At 53.9% G+C, this 17,442-nt stretch carries 14 protein-coding genes; 8 read left to right on the top strand and 6 right to left on the bottom strand.

The window, feature by feature from the left end:
* The 4 genes from ACAM29_RS11805 to ACAM29_RS11790 are packed head-to-tail and all read right to left on the bottom strand — an operon-like array spanning position 1 to position 4,976.
* Positions 1–774: an ABC transporter ATP-binding protein gene (locus tag ACAM29_RS11805; protein ID WP_369624251.1), complete on the bottom strand. Its 774-nt coding sequence runs from the start codon at positions 772–774 to the stop codon at positions 1–3.
* A complete protein-coding gene (locus ACAM29_RS11800) occupies positions 767–1,792 on the bottom strand; it encodes an iron ABC transporter permease (RefSeq protein WP_091822159.1) in 1,026 nt (341 codons plus the stop codon). Before ACAM29_RS11800 ends, ACAM29_RS11805 begins: the two co-directional genes overlap by 8 nt.
* A complete protein-coding gene (locus ACAM29_RS11795; RefSeq protein WP_369624250.1) occupies positions 1,789–2,853 on the bottom strand; it encodes an ABC transporter substrate-binding protein in 1,065 nt (354 codons plus the stop codon). The genes ACAM29_RS11800 and ACAM29_RS11795 overlap by 4 nt, the downstream gene beginning before the upstream one ends.
* A complete protein-coding gene (locus tag ACAM29_RS11790; protein WP_369624249.1) occupies positions 2,853–4,976 on the bottom strand; it encodes a TonB-dependent receptor in 2,124 nt (707 codons plus the stop codon). Before ACAM29_RS11790 ends, ACAM29_RS11795 begins: the two co-directional genes overlap by 1 nt.
* A gap of 80 nt (positions 4,977–5,056) precedes the next feature.
* Here ACAM29_RS11790 and ACAM29_RS11785 point away from each other — a divergent pair, with 80 nt between their 5' ends.
* On the top strand, positions 5,057–5,749 hold the full coding sequence (locus ACAM29_RS11785; RefSeq protein WP_369624248.1) for a Crp/Fnr family transcriptional regulator: 693 nt from the start codon (positions 5,057–5,059) through the stop codon (positions 5,747–5,749).
* 155 nt (positions 5,750–5,904) lie between these two features.
* Here the strand turns inward: ACAM29_RS11785 and ACAM29_RS11780 are convergent, their stop codons facing one another.
* The gene (locus ACAM29_RS11780) at positions 5,905–7,233 is read right to left on the bottom strand and encodes a M20 family metallopeptidase (protein WP_369624247.1); all 1,329 of its coding nucleotides are present in this window, start codon (positions 7,231–7,233) and stop codon (positions 5,905–5,907) included.
* A gap of 1 nt (position 7,234) precedes the next feature.
* The gene (locus tag ACAM29_RS11775) at positions 7,235–8,503 is read right to left on the bottom strand and encodes an amidase (RefSeq protein ID WP_369624246.1); all 1,269 of its coding nucleotides are present in this window, start codon (positions 8,501–8,503) and stop codon (positions 7,235–7,237) included.
* Positions 8,504–8,830: 327 nt separating this feature from the next.
* On the opposite strand from ACAM29_RS11775, the gene ACAM29_RS11770 reads away from it, so the two are divergent.
* The 7 genes from ACAM29_RS11770 (at position 8,831) to ACAM29_RS11740 (ending at position 17,429) form a co-directional block, all read left to right on the top strand.
* Positions 8,831–9,889, top strand: a complete 1,059-nt coding sequence (locus ACAM29_RS11770) for a WD40/YVTN/BNR-like repeat-containing protein (RefSeq protein WP_369624245.1) — start codon at positions 8,831–8,833, stop codon at positions 9,887–9,889.
* A 29-nt stretch (positions 9,890–9,918) separates the two neighbouring features.
* The gene (locus ACAM29_RS11765; RefSeq protein ID WP_369624244.1) at positions 9,919–12,297 is read left to right on the top strand and encodes an RND family transporter; all 2,379 of its coding nucleotides are present in this window, start codon (positions 9,919–9,921) and stop codon (positions 12,295–12,297) included.
* Positions 12,281–13,828: a DUF1302 family protein gene (locus ACAM29_RS11760; protein ID WP_369624243.1), complete on the top strand. Its 1,548-nt coding sequence runs from the start codon at positions 12,281–12,283 to the stop codon at positions 13,826–13,828. Before ACAM29_RS11765 ends, ACAM29_RS11760 begins: the two co-directional genes overlap by 17 nt.
* Before the next feature lie 17 nt (positions 13,829–13,845).
* Complete coding sequence (locus ACAM29_RS11755) at positions 13,846–15,108, top strand: DUF1329 domain-containing protein (protein WP_369624242.1); 1,263 nt, start codon at positions 13,846–13,848, stop codon at positions 15,106–15,108.
* A 62-nt stretch (positions 15,109–15,170) separates the two neighbouring features.
* Positions 15,171–16,007 (top strand): alpha/beta fold hydrolase, encoded by an 837-nt coding sequence (locus ACAM29_RS11750; RefSeq protein WP_369624241.1) that lies wholly within the window; start codon positions 15,171–15,173, stop codon positions 16,005–16,007.
* 11 nt (positions 16,008–16,018) lie between these two features.
* Positions 16,019–16,852 (top strand): alpha/beta fold hydrolase, encoded by an 834-nt coding sequence (locus ACAM29_RS11745; protein WP_369624240.1) that lies wholly within the window; start codon positions 16,019–16,021, stop codon positions 16,850–16,852.
* Positions 16,853–16,874: 22 nt separating this feature from the next.
* Positions 16,875–17,429, top strand: a complete 555-nt coding sequence (locus ACAM29_RS11740; protein WP_369624239.1) for a NifU family protein — start codon at positions 16,875–16,877, stop codon at positions 17,427–17,429.
* Positions 17,430–17,442: the final 13 nt, after the last annotated feature.

Raw genomic sequence — 17,442 nt, 5'->3', positions numbered from 1 at the left:
TTAGTATTCCTGTGTTTTCAGGTCTGAAAAGATGGGTACGGCGGTGCCTTGATGAGGCAGTTCATCCATGGCTACACGGCGCACGGGCAGGCGATAGAGACGTGACAGGGCGTCTTCGGTCATCACCTGATCAGGTGTGCCGAAGGTGTGCTCGCCGGCCCCAAACAACAGGAGGGTATGGCTGGCGAATTCCAACGCATGCTGCGGTGAGTGGGTGCTCATCACGATAGTCATTCCATTGTCAGCCAGATCGCGCAACAGGCGAAGGATCAGAGCCTGGTTATGCCAATCCATGGCGGCACTTGGCTCGTCCAGCAACAGGATATCGGCGTCGGTTGCAAGGGCTCGGGCCATAAGCACCAGTTGGCGCTCGCCACCGGAAAGCGAAGCAAAGGCACGCCGGGTCAGATGTTCGGCTTCGACTCGATGCAGCGCGGCTTCTGCTGCGGCATAGTCAGCCTTGCCCGGTGCCCGCAGCAGTCCGATCTGACCGGAGCGTCCCAGCAGCACCATCTCCAGTGCAGTGAGTGGTAGTGCCGGATGCACTTCCTGGGGTACAAAACCAAGCTTGCCGTTGTGCTCAACTCGGCCGCGCAGTGGCTCAAGCGAGCCGGATAGAATCTTCAGCAAGGTGGACTTGCCGACACCATTGGCGCCCAGTAGGGCGCAGAAACTGCCCTGGGGCAGACTCAGGCTCAGCGCGTTCAGCACCGGGTGGTCGGCATAGGCGTGGCCGATGCCTTCCAGCTGCAGGCCGTTAATTGACTCAACCATGCAGACTTCTCCCCAGGCGGCGCACCAGGAAGGCAAACAGGGGCGCGCCCAACAGTGCGGTCAGCACGCCCAAAGGAATTTCCACCTCGCTGACGCTGCGTGCCAAGGTGTCCACCAATACCAGATAGATAGCGCCTGCCAGCAGGGTATTGAGCATGAAGCTTCGGTGGTCGGTGCCAAAAGCCATGCGCACCAGATGGGGCACCACCAGACCGACCCAGCCCACCACGCCGCAAACGGCAACACTGGACGCGGCAATCAGGCCGACAGCCAGCAATGCCAAGGTGCGTGCGCGGCGCACCGGCACGCCCAAGGCACGGGCATCACGGTCACCTACCGAGAGCGCCATCAGATGGAATCTCAAGCTGTACAGCAACGCCAGACTGATGCCGGTGCAGGGCAAGGCAAGCATCAGTTTGGCACTGTCGGCGGCGGACAGGCTGCCCATCAGCCAGAATACAATGGCCGGCAGCTGGTTCTGTGGGTCAGCCACCAGTTTGACCAGTGATACTCCAGAAGCGAAAACGGCACTGACGACAATACCTGCCAGTACCAGTAATACGGTACCGCTGCCGCGAGCTTGCTTCCCCCCAGCCAACCAAAACACCGCCACAAGTGAGATGAGGCCAAATACCAGAGCACCGATCACCACCGGCCAGCCATCCCCGGCGAACAGGAAGGCCAGTACGCCACCGAAGGCGGCACCGGAGGACACGCCAAGCAGTTGGGGCTCTGCCAGCGGGTTGCGGAACACGCTTTGCAGCGCGGCTCCAGCTCCGGCGAGACCTGCCCCTATGACAGCCGCCAGCAGGATGCGGGGCAGTCTAACCTGCTCGACCACCCGTTGTTCGATCGGACTCCAGTCTCCCACGCCCAGAAGCGGCGCCAGTAGAATATGGCCAACCGTCTCGGGCGCAATCAGGTAACGACCGGTGCCCAATGCCAGAACCATGACAACCAACATCAGAAGAAACAGAGCCATCGTCACAAGAGGCAGTGGCAAGGTACGCTGGTTCATGATTCCTCCTTGGCAAATAGACGATGGTAGTCGCGACTGCCCGCGTTGAGCTCCAGTTTAAGCAAGTCATCCAGATCCTGTTCGCTAACCTCGTAGTCATATAACAGGCGATAACCTTCACGAATGCGTTGGCGAAGGTCAGGTTCTGCGTGCTCGGGATGAGCCAGAGAAAACAGCCAGTCCAGTGAAAGCGGTGTTTCCTGGCTTGGCGGATCCCAGCGGAAGCCGCCATAGGGATAAACATACACACGACGCTCGCGAACGGCGCTGATGCCCTGCAGACGTGGGTCATCATAGAGATCCTCGGGTGAGAGGCCCGGCTCGAAGTTATTGAGTAAAATTAGCTCCGGATCCCAAACCATCAACTGTTCAATGTCCACGCTGGCAAAGCCGGGCACTTCGGCGGCCATGTTCAGCGCGCCTACCTTGCCCAGGTCCGACCCCATGCTGGTATTGGCTCCGGCTACCTGAAAGCCGGAACGAGTGCGAAACAAGTAGAGAGCACGAGGCTGTTGCTCGACGTTGGCAGCCTGCTGGCGGATCTGGTCAAGTCGCTGCTCGAACCAGTTGGCCAAACGGTTGCCGCGTTCGGTCTTGCCCAATGCCTGACCGACCATACGTAACCAGTCGGCGGCCCAGGCACTGTCGCCGTATTTCAAGGTCAGTACCGGCAGGCCCAGCTGACGCAGCGGAGTAACGATATTCTCGCCCCGGTCGCCCCACTGGAACACCAGGTCCGGTGCCTGGCTGGCCAAGGCCTCCACGTTGGGCACAAACCCCTCGCCGGACATGTTGTAGGGAATCTGCTCGGCTTCAGGGAAGATGCGCCCGAGCAGCCCGTGGTCGATATCCATACGACTGGCCTTGTGCATGCCGACCAGCCGTTCGGTGCCTTGGTCGATAGCCATGATCATGGAAGCCAGAGGAATAGTGATCGACACGACCCGTTCGACCTTATCTGGAACATTGACCACATATCCGTTCTGGTCCTGGACTTGCAGGGCTTGGGCCTGCGCGGTCATCAGTGCCACGAACAGGCCGGGCAGCAGCTGTTTACGCATCAGTAGTCCACCGTCAGTTTGACCAGGAAGGAACGGCCGGGCTCAACCAAGGGGTTTCCAACCAGCTCATTGCTGAAACTGAGGTCTTCATTGATCGATGGGTTGCGGCCTTCTCGATCAAACAGGTTTTCCACGCCGACCCGCAGTTTCCAGTCCTGCCAATCCGCACCCATGACCCGGTCCAGGTCCATGCCGGCATAAACGTTGGCAATGGCATAGCTGGCGGTTTCTCGTTCCTGGCTGGTATCGATACGGGTCTTGCCCTTGTAGGCACGGACATTGGCTTCGCTGTACCAGCCAAGACCGTCATAGCGCAGGCCAATTCGACCAGAAAGCGGAGCAATATAGGCCAGAGGGGTATCTGTGCTGTCGTCGGTACCGCGGGTGCTGGTCAACGCATATTTCAGGCTCCAGTTGTTGGTAAGGCGGGTGCGGCCATCAATCTCAACGCCACGGATGGTCGCTTCACTTATGTTCTGGCGCTGATAAAGATTATTTGACACCTGCACCAGGCTAATCAGGTCCTTGTAGCGGCTCTCATAAGCGGTCAGGTTCAGCTCGGTATTCTCACCGTACCAGCGCAGGCCGAGCTCCCCGGTAATGTTGGTCTCTTCCTCAAGCTGCGGGGAGGGCAGCGTGGTCACCGTACCTGCTACGCTGGTAATGGTCATGTCCATACCTGAGGGTGCACGAAAGCCTCGGCTAAGGTTGCCGACCAGATGTAAGTCGGGTGTGAGACGGTAGATCCCCCCAAGGCTGCCGGTGACGGCAAAGAAGTTGTTACTGAGATTGTCTTCGAATGCTGCCCGTTGGGTAGGTGTTTCACTTGCGAGCGCATCACCGATGTCGATCTTGGAAAAATCACCACGCAGGGTGCCGCTGAGGGACCATTTTTCGTTGATGAACCAGTCATCACTGATATAGGTGCCGATATTCAGCATCTCTGAATCGCGTTCCATCGGGTGCCAGTCAACACGGCCAATCAGATCGCCATTCGTGTTATAGCGGTTGATTTGCCGGGTTCGGCCGTCGAAAGCTTCATGGAAGAAATCACCTCCGTAGCTGAGAGAGTGGTCACCCAGCTGCTTCTGTGCGGTGATGTGACCTCCGAAAATTGTGGGACTGTAAACCTTGATATGGGCAAGTGCTGTCACGTTCGGGCTTTTGGCATTACGGTTGTAGATATCGGTCTCGAAGTCACGTATGTACATGCCAGCATCCAGACTGTCAGCCAGTGCCCCCCAGTTTTCGCCTTGGTAGCCAAGACGCAGATAGCGTTCGATGATTGGGTCTTCGTTCACTTTGACATAAGGTGCACCGGGCGCGCCCCCCAGCCCTCCCGCACGGCCAGTAGATACATCCTGATAACGACCGGACAACTCCCAACGTGAGGTTTCGCTTGGGCGGTAGCCGATATTGAAGTCCAACCCCTGCATGCTGTACTCGCTGTTATCGGCAGTACCCAGCGGGCTGTCGTAGTCACCGGCTTCGCGGTTGTGAGCGCCAATTAGAATATCGAAGCCGTTACCGCCGCCGACCAGTTCAACGCGTCCACCGGCCATATCGCTACCGCTTTCGAATTGCAGAGCACGCAGCTTGGGCGATAGAGCAAAGTCTTGGTCCGGATCTATCTTGGCGCGACGAGTGACAATATTGATTACGCCGTTCATTGCATCCGAGCCGTACAGGGCTGACGCAGGCCCTCGTATCACCTCGATGCGCTCGATGGATTCGGGGTCAATCATGTTGAATTGAAGGGTGCTGCGGCCACGATAGCGCTCGCCATCAATGGCAAGGATGGTGCGCCCGGTGTTGCTGTTGAAACCACGAGTCACCAGCTGGCCGCCCAATCCTCCAGATCGTGAAAATTCAATGCCAGGCAGCTCTTCCAATAAAGATTGCAGCCCACCAGAACCGATTCTTTCTGAAATTTCATCAGCAGTAATGACACTGATGGTTCTGGGAGAATCCATGGCAGCAAGCTTTGAACGTGTAGCAGAAATAGTCATTGTGTCCAGTGCATGGGTGCCGCTCGGCAAGTGTGTCCCGGCCTGCGCAGCCGAAATCGTCAGAATGCCCATCGTGGTGAGAACGTAGCTCAAATGCCGAGGTTTCAGTAGCATCTATCTGTCCCTTGTAAGTTAATCTAATTGATATGTATTATCATTAGCATCCATTATCTTCTATTGTCGGTCGTAACCAAATGACAATTATCAAGACCTACTCGCCAGAATTTCGTCGGGCGAAAGAGATGTTCAAGGGGTTGTCTTTTCTGAAAACGGTTCCTGCAGATCAGCTTGATAGCTTTGTGATCGCGGGGAATATTCTCGCCTACGAGAATGATGAGCGTATTTTTTATCAGGGGGAGCGGGCTGAGTATTGGTACCTGGTGATCGATGGGCGCGTTGATACTCTTCGGGAAGGCGCTGATGGCGAGTTCCGCGTGGTTCAATCCATTAAGCCGGGTCAGCTTCTGGCACCGATAGTTATGTTCATGCCTGAGCCAACGTACCCTGTGTCATCAAGAGTCGTGGGTTTAACAACCCTGTGTCGCTTGAAACGCGATCAGTTGCATGCACTTTGCCATGCATATTCCGAAGTGGCGGTGGCAATGCTGGAGGTGGCAGGGATCGCCTTGAGTAACCGTATCAATGAGGTTGAAAATCTGTCCAGCCGAAATGGCCCGCAGAGGCTTTCCACTTATCTACACACGCTTTACCAGGAGCAAGGCGCTGAGATAAGGCTACCCCTAAGTCATCGGGAGTTATCGGCGAAACTGGGGATCAGGCCAGAAACACTCAGCAGACTGTTCCGTAGCCTGCGTGAACAAAAGGTGCTGGAGGGTAAACGGCTGAACTGGCTGGTGTTGGATCCGAAGCGGCTCGAATGCCAGTAGTTTTTGGAAGGGGGCTCGGATAAGGGTGGTGTTCAGAAATCCGTCTCAGCTAACCGCTGTTAAATTTTAACCACCTGATCCGAGTGTCCTTCGAAAGTGCCATTCCAGTTTTGCATATTCTACTGAAATGGCACAGATTTCTGAGCACTACTGAGTCATTTGGTTACAGAGGTCTCTTCTCTCGTTCTCGTACAGCAATCAATGATGGAATAAATGATATTTTCAATCGGCTTTACGAGATCATCAATATTGCTGACACCCATACCGCCCAACCCGTCAGAAAACTCATCGGGTACGCTGGCATCCCCGATCCACGGATAGCCAACTCGAACTAGGGGAATACCCAGTTTATTGATCATGGCTGCATCTGTTTGTCCGCTTAACATGGGGGCTCCAGGATAGGGTTTTCCTTCCTGCTGCTCCCATGCGGCACGTGCAGACTGAACTATCCAATGGTCTGAAGGCGTTGAAGATCCGGGGCAGGAGCCATACATATCCCACTCAGCCTCAATATCCGGGTGACGGCTCAAAATACCTTGCATCAGCAGGTCAAACTCGTGACGTACGTCGGCCATGGTCTGGGTTGGGTTGGTGCGTACATCAATGAAAATTTCAGTTGTTGCAGCCGGGAAGGCAGGTCGCTCCGGCCAGCCGGAACGTACCGAAGCAATCCATCCTTCAGGTGCAATCTGCTCAGAGCTGTGACGGGCAGGGAAGTCAGCGAGCCACTGTTCGATTTCGTTTATCACTGTCGTGGCCGGTATGATGGAGCTGCGAAAGCCCGGTGTGCCGCGAGGAATACCGGCATAGCCAAGAGAGCCTTTCACTGACACCTTGAACCAGCACATGCCGGGGTGTTCATGATAGATTTCATACCAGGGCTTCATGATGATCCCGAAATCAGCGGTTACACCATGGGTGAGCATATAGGTCACGCCTGTAGACATGCCGTAATTATTGCGCTCAGGTACATATAAAGGCATGCCTCCCCCGGCAAAGGCCAAGGTTACTTTACCTTTCAGTTCGACCCCTGCGTCAATAACAGCATTCACGGCCTCGGTCAGGGATGCAACCATGGCTTTGGGGTTGGATGCGCCCAGCCCAATGACAAGCTCGTCCCGGAGAATCGCTTCGGGCTTCATGTCATCGCGAAGCCGATCCCCGACCATTGGCAGATCTGACTCATTTCCTTCTAGATGTGTATCAATCGGTGCATATAGCAACAGGCTTGGGCCTGTTCCATCCCCACAGAGCTCTCCAATAGCATTGCCACTGCTTTCATTGACAGGCTGATAACGAGCCTTGAGTCCGATGCTCTCAAAGTGCGTGGCCATAAACCGGCTGGCTTCCTGCTCCGCTCCAGTAGGGCTATGGATATTAACCAGATCGGCATTAAGTCCGCGTAACCGTTCCTTGTTAATGCTTTTACAGGCGGCCTCAAACCATGCCTTCTGCTGCGTATCAAAAACGTGTTTGCCGTTCATGTCAGACTCCTGTTGCGAGAGTGTTGAGGCGATCGGCCATATCAATCAATGCGTGGTCCTTGCCAAAGGGGGCTATCAACTGGATACCCAGAGGAAGATTGCTTGCTGTGCGGGCCACTGGATAGGTCAGTACCGGATTACCCAGGAATGTCCAGATTCTATTCAGAATGGGATCACCGGTTCGATCGATACCGGCGGGTGCTGCACCCAGAGCAGGTGGGGTCATGATCAGGTCGTGTGAAGCAAAGATGCTGTCGAGACGATAGCGACATTGTGCGGCCAGGTTGCGTGCGGCTGCTTCATCCTCAGGCGAGACACCCAGCCCTTCTTCAATCAGATCGATGGTGAAAGAGCCCAGTGAGTCACGATGTTCATGGTACTCATCATGCAGAGCTCGTGCAGCTTCAACAGCCATGATAAGGCGTTGAGCGTCTGCAAGTTCAGTAAACATTGGAGACAGTTCGTACTCCACACACTTGATACCTTGCCCGCAAAGGCTGGCGACATGATCCTCGAAGGCTTTCTGCATCTCTGCATCGACCTGATCCCAATACGCGGTTCTGCAAACGGCAATAACCGGTGCCGAGGGGCCATTGGCAATATGAAGATGAGGTGCCAGAGCGGTCAACAACAATCGCTGATCCGCAATCGTGCGCGAGAACAGACCAAGCGTATCGAGTGAGCCAGCCAAGGTGTGTGTGCCTTTATAGGGCAATGTGCCGAAGCTGGGCTTAAGGCCGACAACACCATTGAAGCTGGCTGGTCTGATCATTGACCCCGCGGTCTGGGTGCCGAGTGCAAAAGGCACATGCCAATCAGCCACTGCGGCTGCCGATCCACTGGACGAACCGCCAGGGGTGTGCGCCAGGTTATTGGGGTTACAGGTAGGACCGGGCGTGAAGTAGGCAAACTCTGTGGTGACAGTTTTGCCCATGATGACCGCGCCGACCTTTTTTAACAGGGTCACGATATCGGCTTCCTGCGACGGCAGGTGGCCTGCATACCGAGTGTTGCCATAAGCGGTTGGCATGTCAGTGGTATCAATAATGTCTTTGACCCCGACGGGAATGCCATGAAGTGATGAGCGCCGATCCTCGTTATCTCTTTGACGTGCCTGTGCCAGGGCCAATTCAGGATCAATGAACGCCCAGGCCCGTACATCAGACTCCCGCAGTCGTATTTGCTCAAGGCAGTCACTTACCAGCTTCTCACTGGTTATCTGCCCTGAGGCCAGGGCTACGGATGCTTGTCCAACTGATAGTTTTGACATATTTTTACCAATACTTTCTATTGAAGTTCAATCGCAATGCAATGATGATTAATTAATAATTACAGCAAGGTCAAGCTTTTCTGTAGAGATTTCCTTTCATTTGTAACACGCACACTCCACGTAATATGGCATAACTTATTGTTTCATAATGGTTGTATTGGTTATATCCCTGTTTTATGTGCTTGTTTTCTCTTGTGCCTGTAGCGGCAACTGCCTGACTGGGCTCTGTAATTATTAATTAACAGTTGACAGGTAAGTGACTTAGGCTGAATACTCGATTAAAAATCAATTGATATTCAATCATATCTTCTGGGGAGGAGGACCGCCATGCTCAGGCTGTTATCTCGAGTCACTGCCGCAGGTGTGCCGTGGCTGGTTATTGCTGGTCTTTTGTATGTGGGGCTGTTCGTGAAGCCACAGCCTGTAGGCAAAACGGTTGTGCCTGCCGCAATCGAGGCGCGTGACCGCTTCTATGGCATAGCCGTTGTTGGTGATCACGCCATTTGGGCTGTAGGTGCCGATGGCAAGGTGATTCTGAGTAATGACAAGGGCAGGAGCTGGAGTGTGCAGAAAACTCCAGTGGCGCTCCATTTGCAGGATATCGCTGCCTGGAATGACAGGTTTGCCGTGGCTGTTGGCAATGATGGAGTGGTTTTGCGAACAGAGGACGGTGGTCAGAGCTGGCACCAGGCACAGGCACCTGTCAGTGATGTCGTTAACAAACTGATCGATGTGAAGGCCTACACGGATGGCGAAGCGTGGGCTGTCGGTGCGTTTGGAATGATTATCCGAACGCAGGATTACGGACGTACCTGGGAGCAGATGCGTGAGGCCGAAGACTTCATATTGAATGAGATTGTACGTGTCAGCTCCGGTGTTCTTGTTGCTGTTGGCGAGTTTGGAACAGTGTTGAGAACCGATGATAACGGTGCCAACTGGCAAGTGGTGGATGCTGTTGCAGAGGCAAGCCTGATGTCTGTTGATTTCAGAGACGATCTCAACGGAGTTGCCGTAGGGCTTGAAGGCGTGATTCTGGCCACAGGAGATGCCGGACTGAGCTGGGCTGCCGTTACAAATTCCCTTTCTACACCCCCTGCCATGACTGAGCCAGGCACCGCCCGCAGTGACTCCTGGGAGGATATGACCACAGAGCACATTTTCACCGTCAGGTGGGTGGAGGCCATGCAGCGATGGGTTGCTGCTGGCGCCAAGGGTGTTTGGGTTACCGGAAACAAAGAGCTTGATCAATGGGAGTCGGGACGCCTGGCGGCAAGAGAGATGGCATGGCACACAGCGTTAGCCCCTATTGATAAGGGAGTCATTATGGCAGGCCGAAATCTTGGGATTTGGTCTGATCGGGTTTGGCACGTGCTGAGTGATCGTTAATCCACCGGCTGGGATTACAGGAGTCTTTCATGACTGAAAATTTTGCTAATTGGTTAATCAGGTTCCGTGTGTGGGTGGTTTCGGTAATTGCCGTCATTACGTTGGCATTGGGCTACACAGCACTGGGTATAGAAGTAAAAACCGTATTTCAGGATCTGCTGCCCAGTGATCATGAATATGTAAAGACGCATAACGAATTCAAGGATACCTTCGGTGGCTCCAACCTGGTCACCATCATGGTCGAGGTTGAAGATGGCGATATCTTTCAGCCTCGTGTGCTCAAGGTGGTGGATAACCTGACCCGAGAGCTGCAGAAGGTTTCGGCGGTGAATCCATTTCAGGTCGTATCGATAGCCTCGAAAAAGCTGAAAGAGGTCAAGGCGTCTACCGGTGGCATTGAGACAAAACCAATCATGTGGCCGGATCTGCCGCAGACTGATGCTGAACTCAAGGAGCTTGAAGACAAGGTCCTGCGAAACTCTCTCATTTACGGCCCCTATGTTTCAGCGGATCTGTCATCGACATTGATAACGGTCGATTTCATCGATCGCCTGCTGAACTATGAAACGGCGTTCAACGAAATCACCACGCTTGTCGACAGTGTCGATGAGCCTGGGGTGACAATTCGACTGGTTGGCGACCCCATATTGTATGGCTGGGTTAACTACTATCTGCCCGAAACACTGAACCTGGTGTTGATGGCACTGATTGTGGTCGTGGCTCTGCTGTTCATCCTCAATCGCACTTGGCGCGGTACGTTTCTGCCTCTGCTGTCTGGTCTGGTCAGTGCAAGCTGGGCGCTGGGTATCTCCAACTTGATTGGTATCCACTTTGATCCTCTGGTGATCGTGATCGCTATGTTGATCACGGCGCGTGCGATCTCCCACTCGGTACAGATCATCACTCGATACAACGAAGAGATCGAGTTGATTGAATCCGGCACCGAGAGCTCGGGTGCTGCTGCGCTGACGACACTTAAAGAGTTGCTGCGCCCGGGCATTTTGGGAATCGCCACGGATGCCTGCTGTGTTGCAGTCGTGGCCTTGAGCCCAATTCCGCTGTTGCAAAAGCTGGCTTTGCTGGCGGTTGTTTGGGTCGGAACCGTGGCCGTCAGCTCCATCATCCTTACGCCTGTCATGCTCTCATGGATCAAGCATCCGCGCGGTTACGCACATCCGTTCAACGTCAGTTGGTTGCTGCACCGGGTGCTGGGTCTGTGCTACCTGATCGTTGTCAGCAAAACGCGCTATGTCGTGGTGGCGTGGACACTGATTGTGTTTGTCGCTTGCGGTTATTTTGCACTGTCTCTCAAAGTCGGTGATGCGAATCCAGGCTCTCCCATTCTCTGGCCCGAGTCTCAGTACAACATGGACTCTGCCGCCATCAATGACAAGTTTCAGGGCGCTGATCGCATGTTTGTTGTGGTTGGCGGGGATGAAGCGGATCTGGTCAAGACCCCCGAAATTCTGAATGCCATGCAGGAGTTCCAGCGTTTTATCGAGGTGCAGCCGGAAGTGGGCGGCACTCTCTCAATCGCTGATGTACTGCCTGCCGTGAACAGAACCCTGCGTGAAGGTAATCCGCGCTATGAAGAGCTCGGCTCCTCGCAGGATATTAATGGTGAGCTGCTGTACATGTTTGAGGCAGGTGCCGAACCGGGTGATATGGACCGTTACGTGGATACGGATCGCGGCAACGGCTCTGTCACACTGTTCTTCCGAGACCGCCAGGGTGAAACGGTTCGTACCGCCATTGCACGCATCAAGGATTTCATCGCATCGCATCCACTGGAAGAGGGTGAGTTCAAGCTTGCAGGTGGCTTGATCGGTGTTATCGCTGCGGTGAATGAAGTGATTCTGTCCGGTCAGCTGCAATCAATCGCGCTGGCGCTGCTGATTCTTGTGGTGCTGTGTACCGCGGTCTATCGCTCTTCAGTGGCCGGGATGTTCTTCATGGTACCGGTGGTGCTGTCCAATACCGTGACGTTCAGTTTCATGGCCTACATGGGGATCGGCATGAATATCAATACCGTCCCGGTGGCAGCACTGGGTATCGGGCTTGGTGTTGATTACGCCCTCTATATCTGTGACCGCATTAAACAGGAGTTGAGCGCAGGTGCCGGCGATCTGGAGGCGATCGAGAAAGCGCTCCATAGCGCGGGTAAAGGCGTCATCGTTACCGCATTCGTTCTGATTGTTTCAGTACTGCTGGTTTACCAGAGTTCACTGAAGTTCCAGGCAGAGATGGGGCTGTTGGTAGCTCTTTGGCTGACAGTTTCCGCATTCACTGCATTGTTCGTGATGCCCGCACTGGCTCACATCTTTAAACCTTCCTTTATATACGGCGCTCGCAAGGCTTCCAGCTCCGTTGTAGAAGAGAATGAGGTGGTCAATGAAAAAGCTGCATAACAAGTTAGCTTTAACACTCTCGGCATTAACTGTCGGGTCTGTAATTCAATCAGCCCAAGCGATTGAAGTGGGTCCGGTCAGGATCGATGGTTTCATCCGTCAACATATGTCGTGGAATATGGACGATCCTATCGCGGCAGGTGGGCCCGTTGATGCTGCCGGTGATATGTCGATGAACAGGACGACACTGCAGCTCGAATGGGTTGCCGACCTGCCCAAAGACATCGCCTTCGTCGGTGTTGCGCGCGCCAACTGGGAGCAGCGACTGGATTACTTGCATGATCTTGAAGATATGGGCGCCTTTGGTAACCAGGGTGCTGGTGACTATTACGATGATGCCGATATCCGCGAAGCCTATCTGGATATTCCGGTTGGCGATCGCGTGATGCTCAAGCTGGGCAAGCAGCAGGTTGCGTGGGGGGAAACCGATTTCTTCCAGGCAATGGATATGGTGCATGGTTTTGATTACCAGTGGCGCTCATTCCTGGAGCCTGCCAACTCTGATCTGCGTAAGCCGTTGATCATGGCGAATGCCATCATCGATATACCGGAAGCGGATGGTTCCCTGCAGGTGCTGTTCCGACCAGGTTGGGATGATGAAGAGGATATCGGCAACAGCTACGATATCGAAGGCGGGCGTTGGGCATCAAACCCCTGGAAAGGTGTCCACTTTCCATCAGTTGACCCCTACAACTATAACCATAGTTCAGGCGACATGGATGATCCGACCTATGGCCTGCGTTGGAACGGCATGTGGGGTGACCTGGGATACTCCGTTGCCTACCTGAAAACCTTCAATCCCGACCCTGTCATGAACGCCAATCCGGCTTTTGGCGGTGTGGCTTATAAAGGTGAATACGGCAGTGATCAGGCAACCACCATCGGTGAAGTCATTTACCCGATGATCGATATGCTTGGCTTCTCGCTGAACGGTTATTCCAATGTTGGTGACTTTGTCTGGAGTACGGAAGTCGCTTACATCAAGGATGCGCCCTTTAACTACGGTGGCTTCGGTGAAGGGCCGGCACCCTGTAATTCTTTAGAGCACGGCTTCTGCGGTATCCAGGACAAGGATGTCATTCGCACCATGGTGCGTGTCGACAAAAACCTGGCCTTTGCACAGTCCCTGTTCGGTGCCGAGAAACCGGCTTTCTTCAGCATGCAGCTGTTTGATACCTGGATTCTCGACTATGACCGCAACGAAAACCTGAAAGTGCTTGTTGGTCAGCCTGAGCTGCGCAAGGAACACTCAACCCTTCTGACCACGATCTTCGGTCTCTCCTATATGAATGGACGTTTGACGCCTGAGCTGGTGGCCGGTTTTGACCTGACCTATGGCGGTGGTTTTGCCGTGCCCAGTGTGACCTACACCGTTGGCAACAATTGGAAGGTAAAGGGCGAGTTCGATCTGTTCTGGTCCGATGGTACGCGTGAGAACGGCGCACCGGTGGATAGCTCCACCGATGCAGGTTTGTTCGGCTGGTTTGAAGACAACGATCAATTTGCACTGACTGTGACTTATCAGTTCTGATTTCGAGGTGAAACATTATGTATAAAAAGACTTTACTGCCTTGTGCACTTGCCTTTGCATGTACGATTTCCAGTGGCGTTGCCCTTGCAGCCGTAGAGGCGGGAACCGTACTGTCAGCTGCCAACATCGATAAGCTGTACGATGACACCTTTGAAGGTCACAAAATCAAGGATCTTCTGACGGAAAAAGTTGAGTGGCGCATCCGCAACAGCGGTTACGAAATGAAACTGGTGAATTCCAAGCCGGTCAAGCTGGGCGATGCCTGGTATGAACGCTCCCAGCAGAATGTTGGCAATGTAACCATCAACGAAGCGGGTGGTCGTATTGATGGCTGGGTCGGTGGTGCGCCGTTCCCCAATATCGACATGAACGATCCGGAAGCCGCGAAAAAAGTGGTCTGGAACTGGTACTACGGTAACCCACGCGGTGATGTGATGAACGTCCCGAATGTTGCCTATGTCCTGATCGATGGCAACAGCGGTATCGAGCGTGTGCAGAACTGGAAGTTCGTACGCTACACCATGAAAGGCCGACTGACAGGTGAGCAGGTGGAGGGTGACGGTTCCGAATTGAGCCGTACTATCTTCGTGGCGACGGCGCCGCGTGATATCAAGGGGCTTGGAACTTTTTCGATTCGTAAAGACAACGAACAAGTTGAAGATGTCTGGGCATATATCCGTGCAGTACGCCGTACCCGTCGTCTGTCCGGTGGTGCCTGGATGGATCCGGTCGGTGGAACCGACCAGCTGCAGGATGATATCGAAATCTTTAACGCCAACCCTACCTGGTACAAAGAGTACCGCATGGTTGGCAAGCGCCATATCTTGACGGCTGCACACGGTATCAACAGTGCCTGGAACCCGAATGGTGCAAATGAAGCCGAGTCCTTCCCGACATTGGATCTGAGCAAGGCTCCCTACTGGAATTTCAATCAGGATCAGTATGAGCCGCGTGAAGTCTACGTAATAGAGGCTATCCCGCCGGAAGAGCACCCCTACAGCAAGAAAGTGCTTTATATCGATACCGAGTACCCACGTGTTCACATGGGTGAAGCCTACGACAAAAAAGGTGATTTCTGGAAAATGTTCCAGTTTCACTCCTACCCCAACATTGCCGAAGACGGCTCGGTGGATGTGCGTACGACCTCCGGTGCCACCATCGATTTCAAGCGTAACCATGCCACGGTGTTTTTCCCGGATACCGAGACCTGGAGCACCAACACACCGGGCCTGACTGCAGATGACGTCAGCCTGTCTGTGCTGCGAGCCACTGCACGCTAAACAGCAACACCCGCAAGCTCCTTCCCCCTTCGGGAGCTTGCGGTCCTCAAGGAGTTTTTAACATGATGAATACCCCTGAAATTGGCCAGATGCTGGATATCGGCACCATGAAGGTCAATTACCATGATGCCGGCGAAGGGCGTCCTGTCCTACTGTTGCATGGCTCTGGAGCAGGTGTCAGTGCCTGGGCCAACTGGCGCAATACGATTCCGGAACTGGCTCAATTCAGACGCGTTCTGGCACCTGATCTTGCCGGTTTTGGTTATACCGAGACACCTGACGATTATGAATTTGTCCATATGGACGGCTGGGTAGACCAGATTATCCGGTTTATGGATGCATTAGATATCGAACAGGCTGACTTCGTTGGCAACTCATTTGGTGGCTCATTGACCCTGGCGCTGGTGGTTCGCTATCCGCAGCGTGTAGGACGCATGGTGCTGATGGGCAGTGGTGGTCAGCCGTTTGAAGTAAATGAATGCTTGCAGAAGCTTTGGGGATACAAGCCCTCGATTGAAGCGATGCGTGAGATCCTCCAGATCATGGCGTATGACCAGTCGATCGCGACCGAGGAACTGGCTGAGTTGCGCTATCGCTCCACTATTCGTCCCGGTGTGCAGGAGCGGTTTGAAAAAATATTCCCTCCGCCCTATCAGCGTTGGGGTGATGTGCTGGTAATACCCGATGACCAGTTGGCGGCACTCCAGCATGAAACCCTGCTTTTGCACGGCCGTGATGACCGCGTTGTACCGGTACATGTTTCCGAAGAGCTGGCCATGAAAATACCCAACGCTCAATTGCATATCTTTGGTTGCTGCGGTCACTGGACCCAAATCGAACAGGCTGCACGTTTTAACCATTTAGTGCGTGAATTCCTGCGTGAAGCTGCTGCTGAATAAGGACAACAACGATGTCGAATGAAACTCCTGAAATTGCACATCAATTGGATCTGGGTGATATCCAGATCAATTACCACGATGAAGGCACGGGCCGGCCACTGATTCTTCTGCATGGCTCCGGCGCGGGCGTCACCGCGTGGGCTAACTGGCGCAACACCATCCCCATGTTTGCACCGACCCGACGGGTATTGGCGCCAGATCTGGTTGGCTTTGGGTATACCCAGGCGCCGGACGATTACGAATACCATCATATGGATACCTGGATCGATCAGATCGTCCGTTTCATGGATGCTCTGGATATTGAGCAGGCTGATTTCATCGGTAACTCATTTGGCGGTTCATTGACGCTGGCGCTGGCAGTTCGTCATCCCAAGCGGGTGGGGCGTATGGTGTTGATGGGCAGTGGTGGCCAGCCGTTCGACGTGGGTGATGATCTGCAAAAACTCTGGGGTTACAAGCCATCGATTGAAGCGATGAAAGAGATCCTGCAGATCATGGCGTTCAATCAGGCTATCGCAACGGACGAACTGGCGGAGTTGCGTTATCGCGCCACGATGCGCCCCGGCTTCCAGGAACGCTTTGAGCGGGTATTCCCCAAACCGTATCAGCGCTGGGCTGATGCTCAGGTTGTCAGCGATCAGGATTTGGCTGCAATTGAGCAGGAAGTGCTGATCATTCATGGCCGGGATGACCGTGTCGTACCGGTGTCTGTATCGGAGAATCTGGCTCGTAAGATCAAGCATTCCCAGTTCCACATGTTTGGTTGCTGTGGTCACTGGACCCAGATTGAGCAGGCAGAGCGATTCAATAGTCTGGTCCGATTCTTCCTGCAGGAAGAAGACTGATCGATTTGGCAACGGAGGTCTTATGAATAAAGCCAATATTCATGTCACTGAGCAGGCGGGCCAATACCTGGCTGAGATGGCGGCGCGTGAGAATTGCCGAGAACTGCGTATCGGTGTGCAGTACCCGGGGACACCCATCTCTCAATGTTACCTGAGCTTCAGTCACGAGCAGTCGGCTGATGATGAGGTAATGGACTTTGACGGCTTCCGTTTGCGTTACAAGCGCACCTTGTCCTGCTTCATCGACGGTTTGAGTGTGGACTACAGAAAAAATCGCTTGGGCAATGAGATCAGGCTGAAGGCGCCAAATCTGCACAATCTGCAGGAGCCACCTGCTGATGCCGATCTTGAACTCCGTGTCAACTGGGTACTGAACCGGCACGTCAATCCATCACTGGCCGAGCATCAAGGCAGTGTGATTGTTGACCGCGTTGAGGAGCAGAAGGTGTGGCTCAAGTTTGGCGGCAATTGTCTGGGGTGCGGTAATGCAGAAAAGACGCTGGTTGAGTTCGTTGAGAAGGTGCTTCGTGAGTACCTTCCTGAAGTCGATACGATCAGTGAAGTGACCATGCACTAAATTTTTTTAATCA

Origin of the sequence: Marinobacterium sp. BA1 (assembly GCF_041155135.1) — a bacterium.
In the GTDB taxonomy this organism is placed as follows: Bacteria; Pseudomonadota; Gammaproteobacteria; order Pseudomonadales; family Balneatricaceae; genus Marinobacterium; species Marinobacterium iners.
This window is presented reverse-complemented; position numbering and strand designations above follow the sequence as displayed.

Bases quoted from the DNA above. Each gene is read 5' to 3' on its own strand.
- ACAM29_RS11805 (WP_369624251.1), bottom strand. From the start codon at position 774: ATGGTTGAGTCAATTAACGGCCTGCAGCTGGAAGGCATCGGCCACGCC.
- ACAM29_RS11800 (WP_091822159.1), bottom strand. From the start codon at position 1,792: ATGAACCAGCGTACCTTGCCACTGCCTCTTGTGACGATGGCTCTGTTT.
- ACAM29_RS11795 (WP_369624250.1), bottom strand. From the start codon at position 2,853: ATGCGTAAACAGCTGCTGCCCGGCCTGTTCGTGGCACTGATGACCGCG.
- ACAM29_RS11790 (WP_369624249.1), bottom strand. From the start codon at position 4,976: ATGCTACTGAAACCTCGGCATTTGAGCTACGTTCTCACCACGATGGGC.
- ACAM29_RS11785 (WP_369624248.1), top strand. From the start codon at position 5,057: ATGACAATTATCAAGACCTACTCGCCAGAATTTCGTCGGGCGAAAGAG.
- ACAM29_RS11780 (WP_369624247.1), bottom strand. From the start codon at position 7,233: ATGAACGGCAAACACGTTTTTGATACGCAGCAGAAGGCATGGTTTGAG.
- ACAM29_RS11775 (WP_369624246.1), bottom strand. From the start codon at position 8,503: ATGTCAAAACTATCAGTTGGACAAGCATCCGTAGCCCTGGCCTCAGGG.
- ACAM29_RS11770 (WP_369624245.1), top strand. From the start codon at position 8,831: ATGCTCAGGCTGTTATCTCGAGTCACTGCCGCAGGTGTGCCGTGGCTG.
- ACAM29_RS11765 (WP_369624244.1), top strand. From the start codon at position 9,919: ATGACTGAAAATTTTGCTAATTGGTTAATCAGGTTCCGTGTGTGGGTG.
- ACAM29_RS11760 (WP_369624243.1), top strand. From the start codon at position 12,281: ATGAAAAAGCTGCATAACAAGTTAGCTTTAACACTCTCGGCATTAACT.
- ACAM29_RS11755 (WP_369624242.1), top strand. From the start codon at position 13,846: ATGTATAAAAAGACTTTACTGCCTTGTGCACTTGCCTTTGCATGTACG.
- ACAM29_RS11750 (WP_369624241.1), top strand. From the start codon at position 15,171: ATGATGAATACCCCTGAAATTGGCCAGATGCTGGATATCGGCACCATG.
- ACAM29_RS11745 (WP_369624240.1), top strand. From the start codon at position 16,019: ATGTCGAATGAAACTCCTGAAATTGCACATCAATTGGATCTGGGTGAT.
- ACAM29_RS11740 (WP_369624239.1), top strand. From the start codon at position 16,875: ATGAATAAAGCCAATATTCATGTCACTGAGCAGGCGGGCCAATACCTG.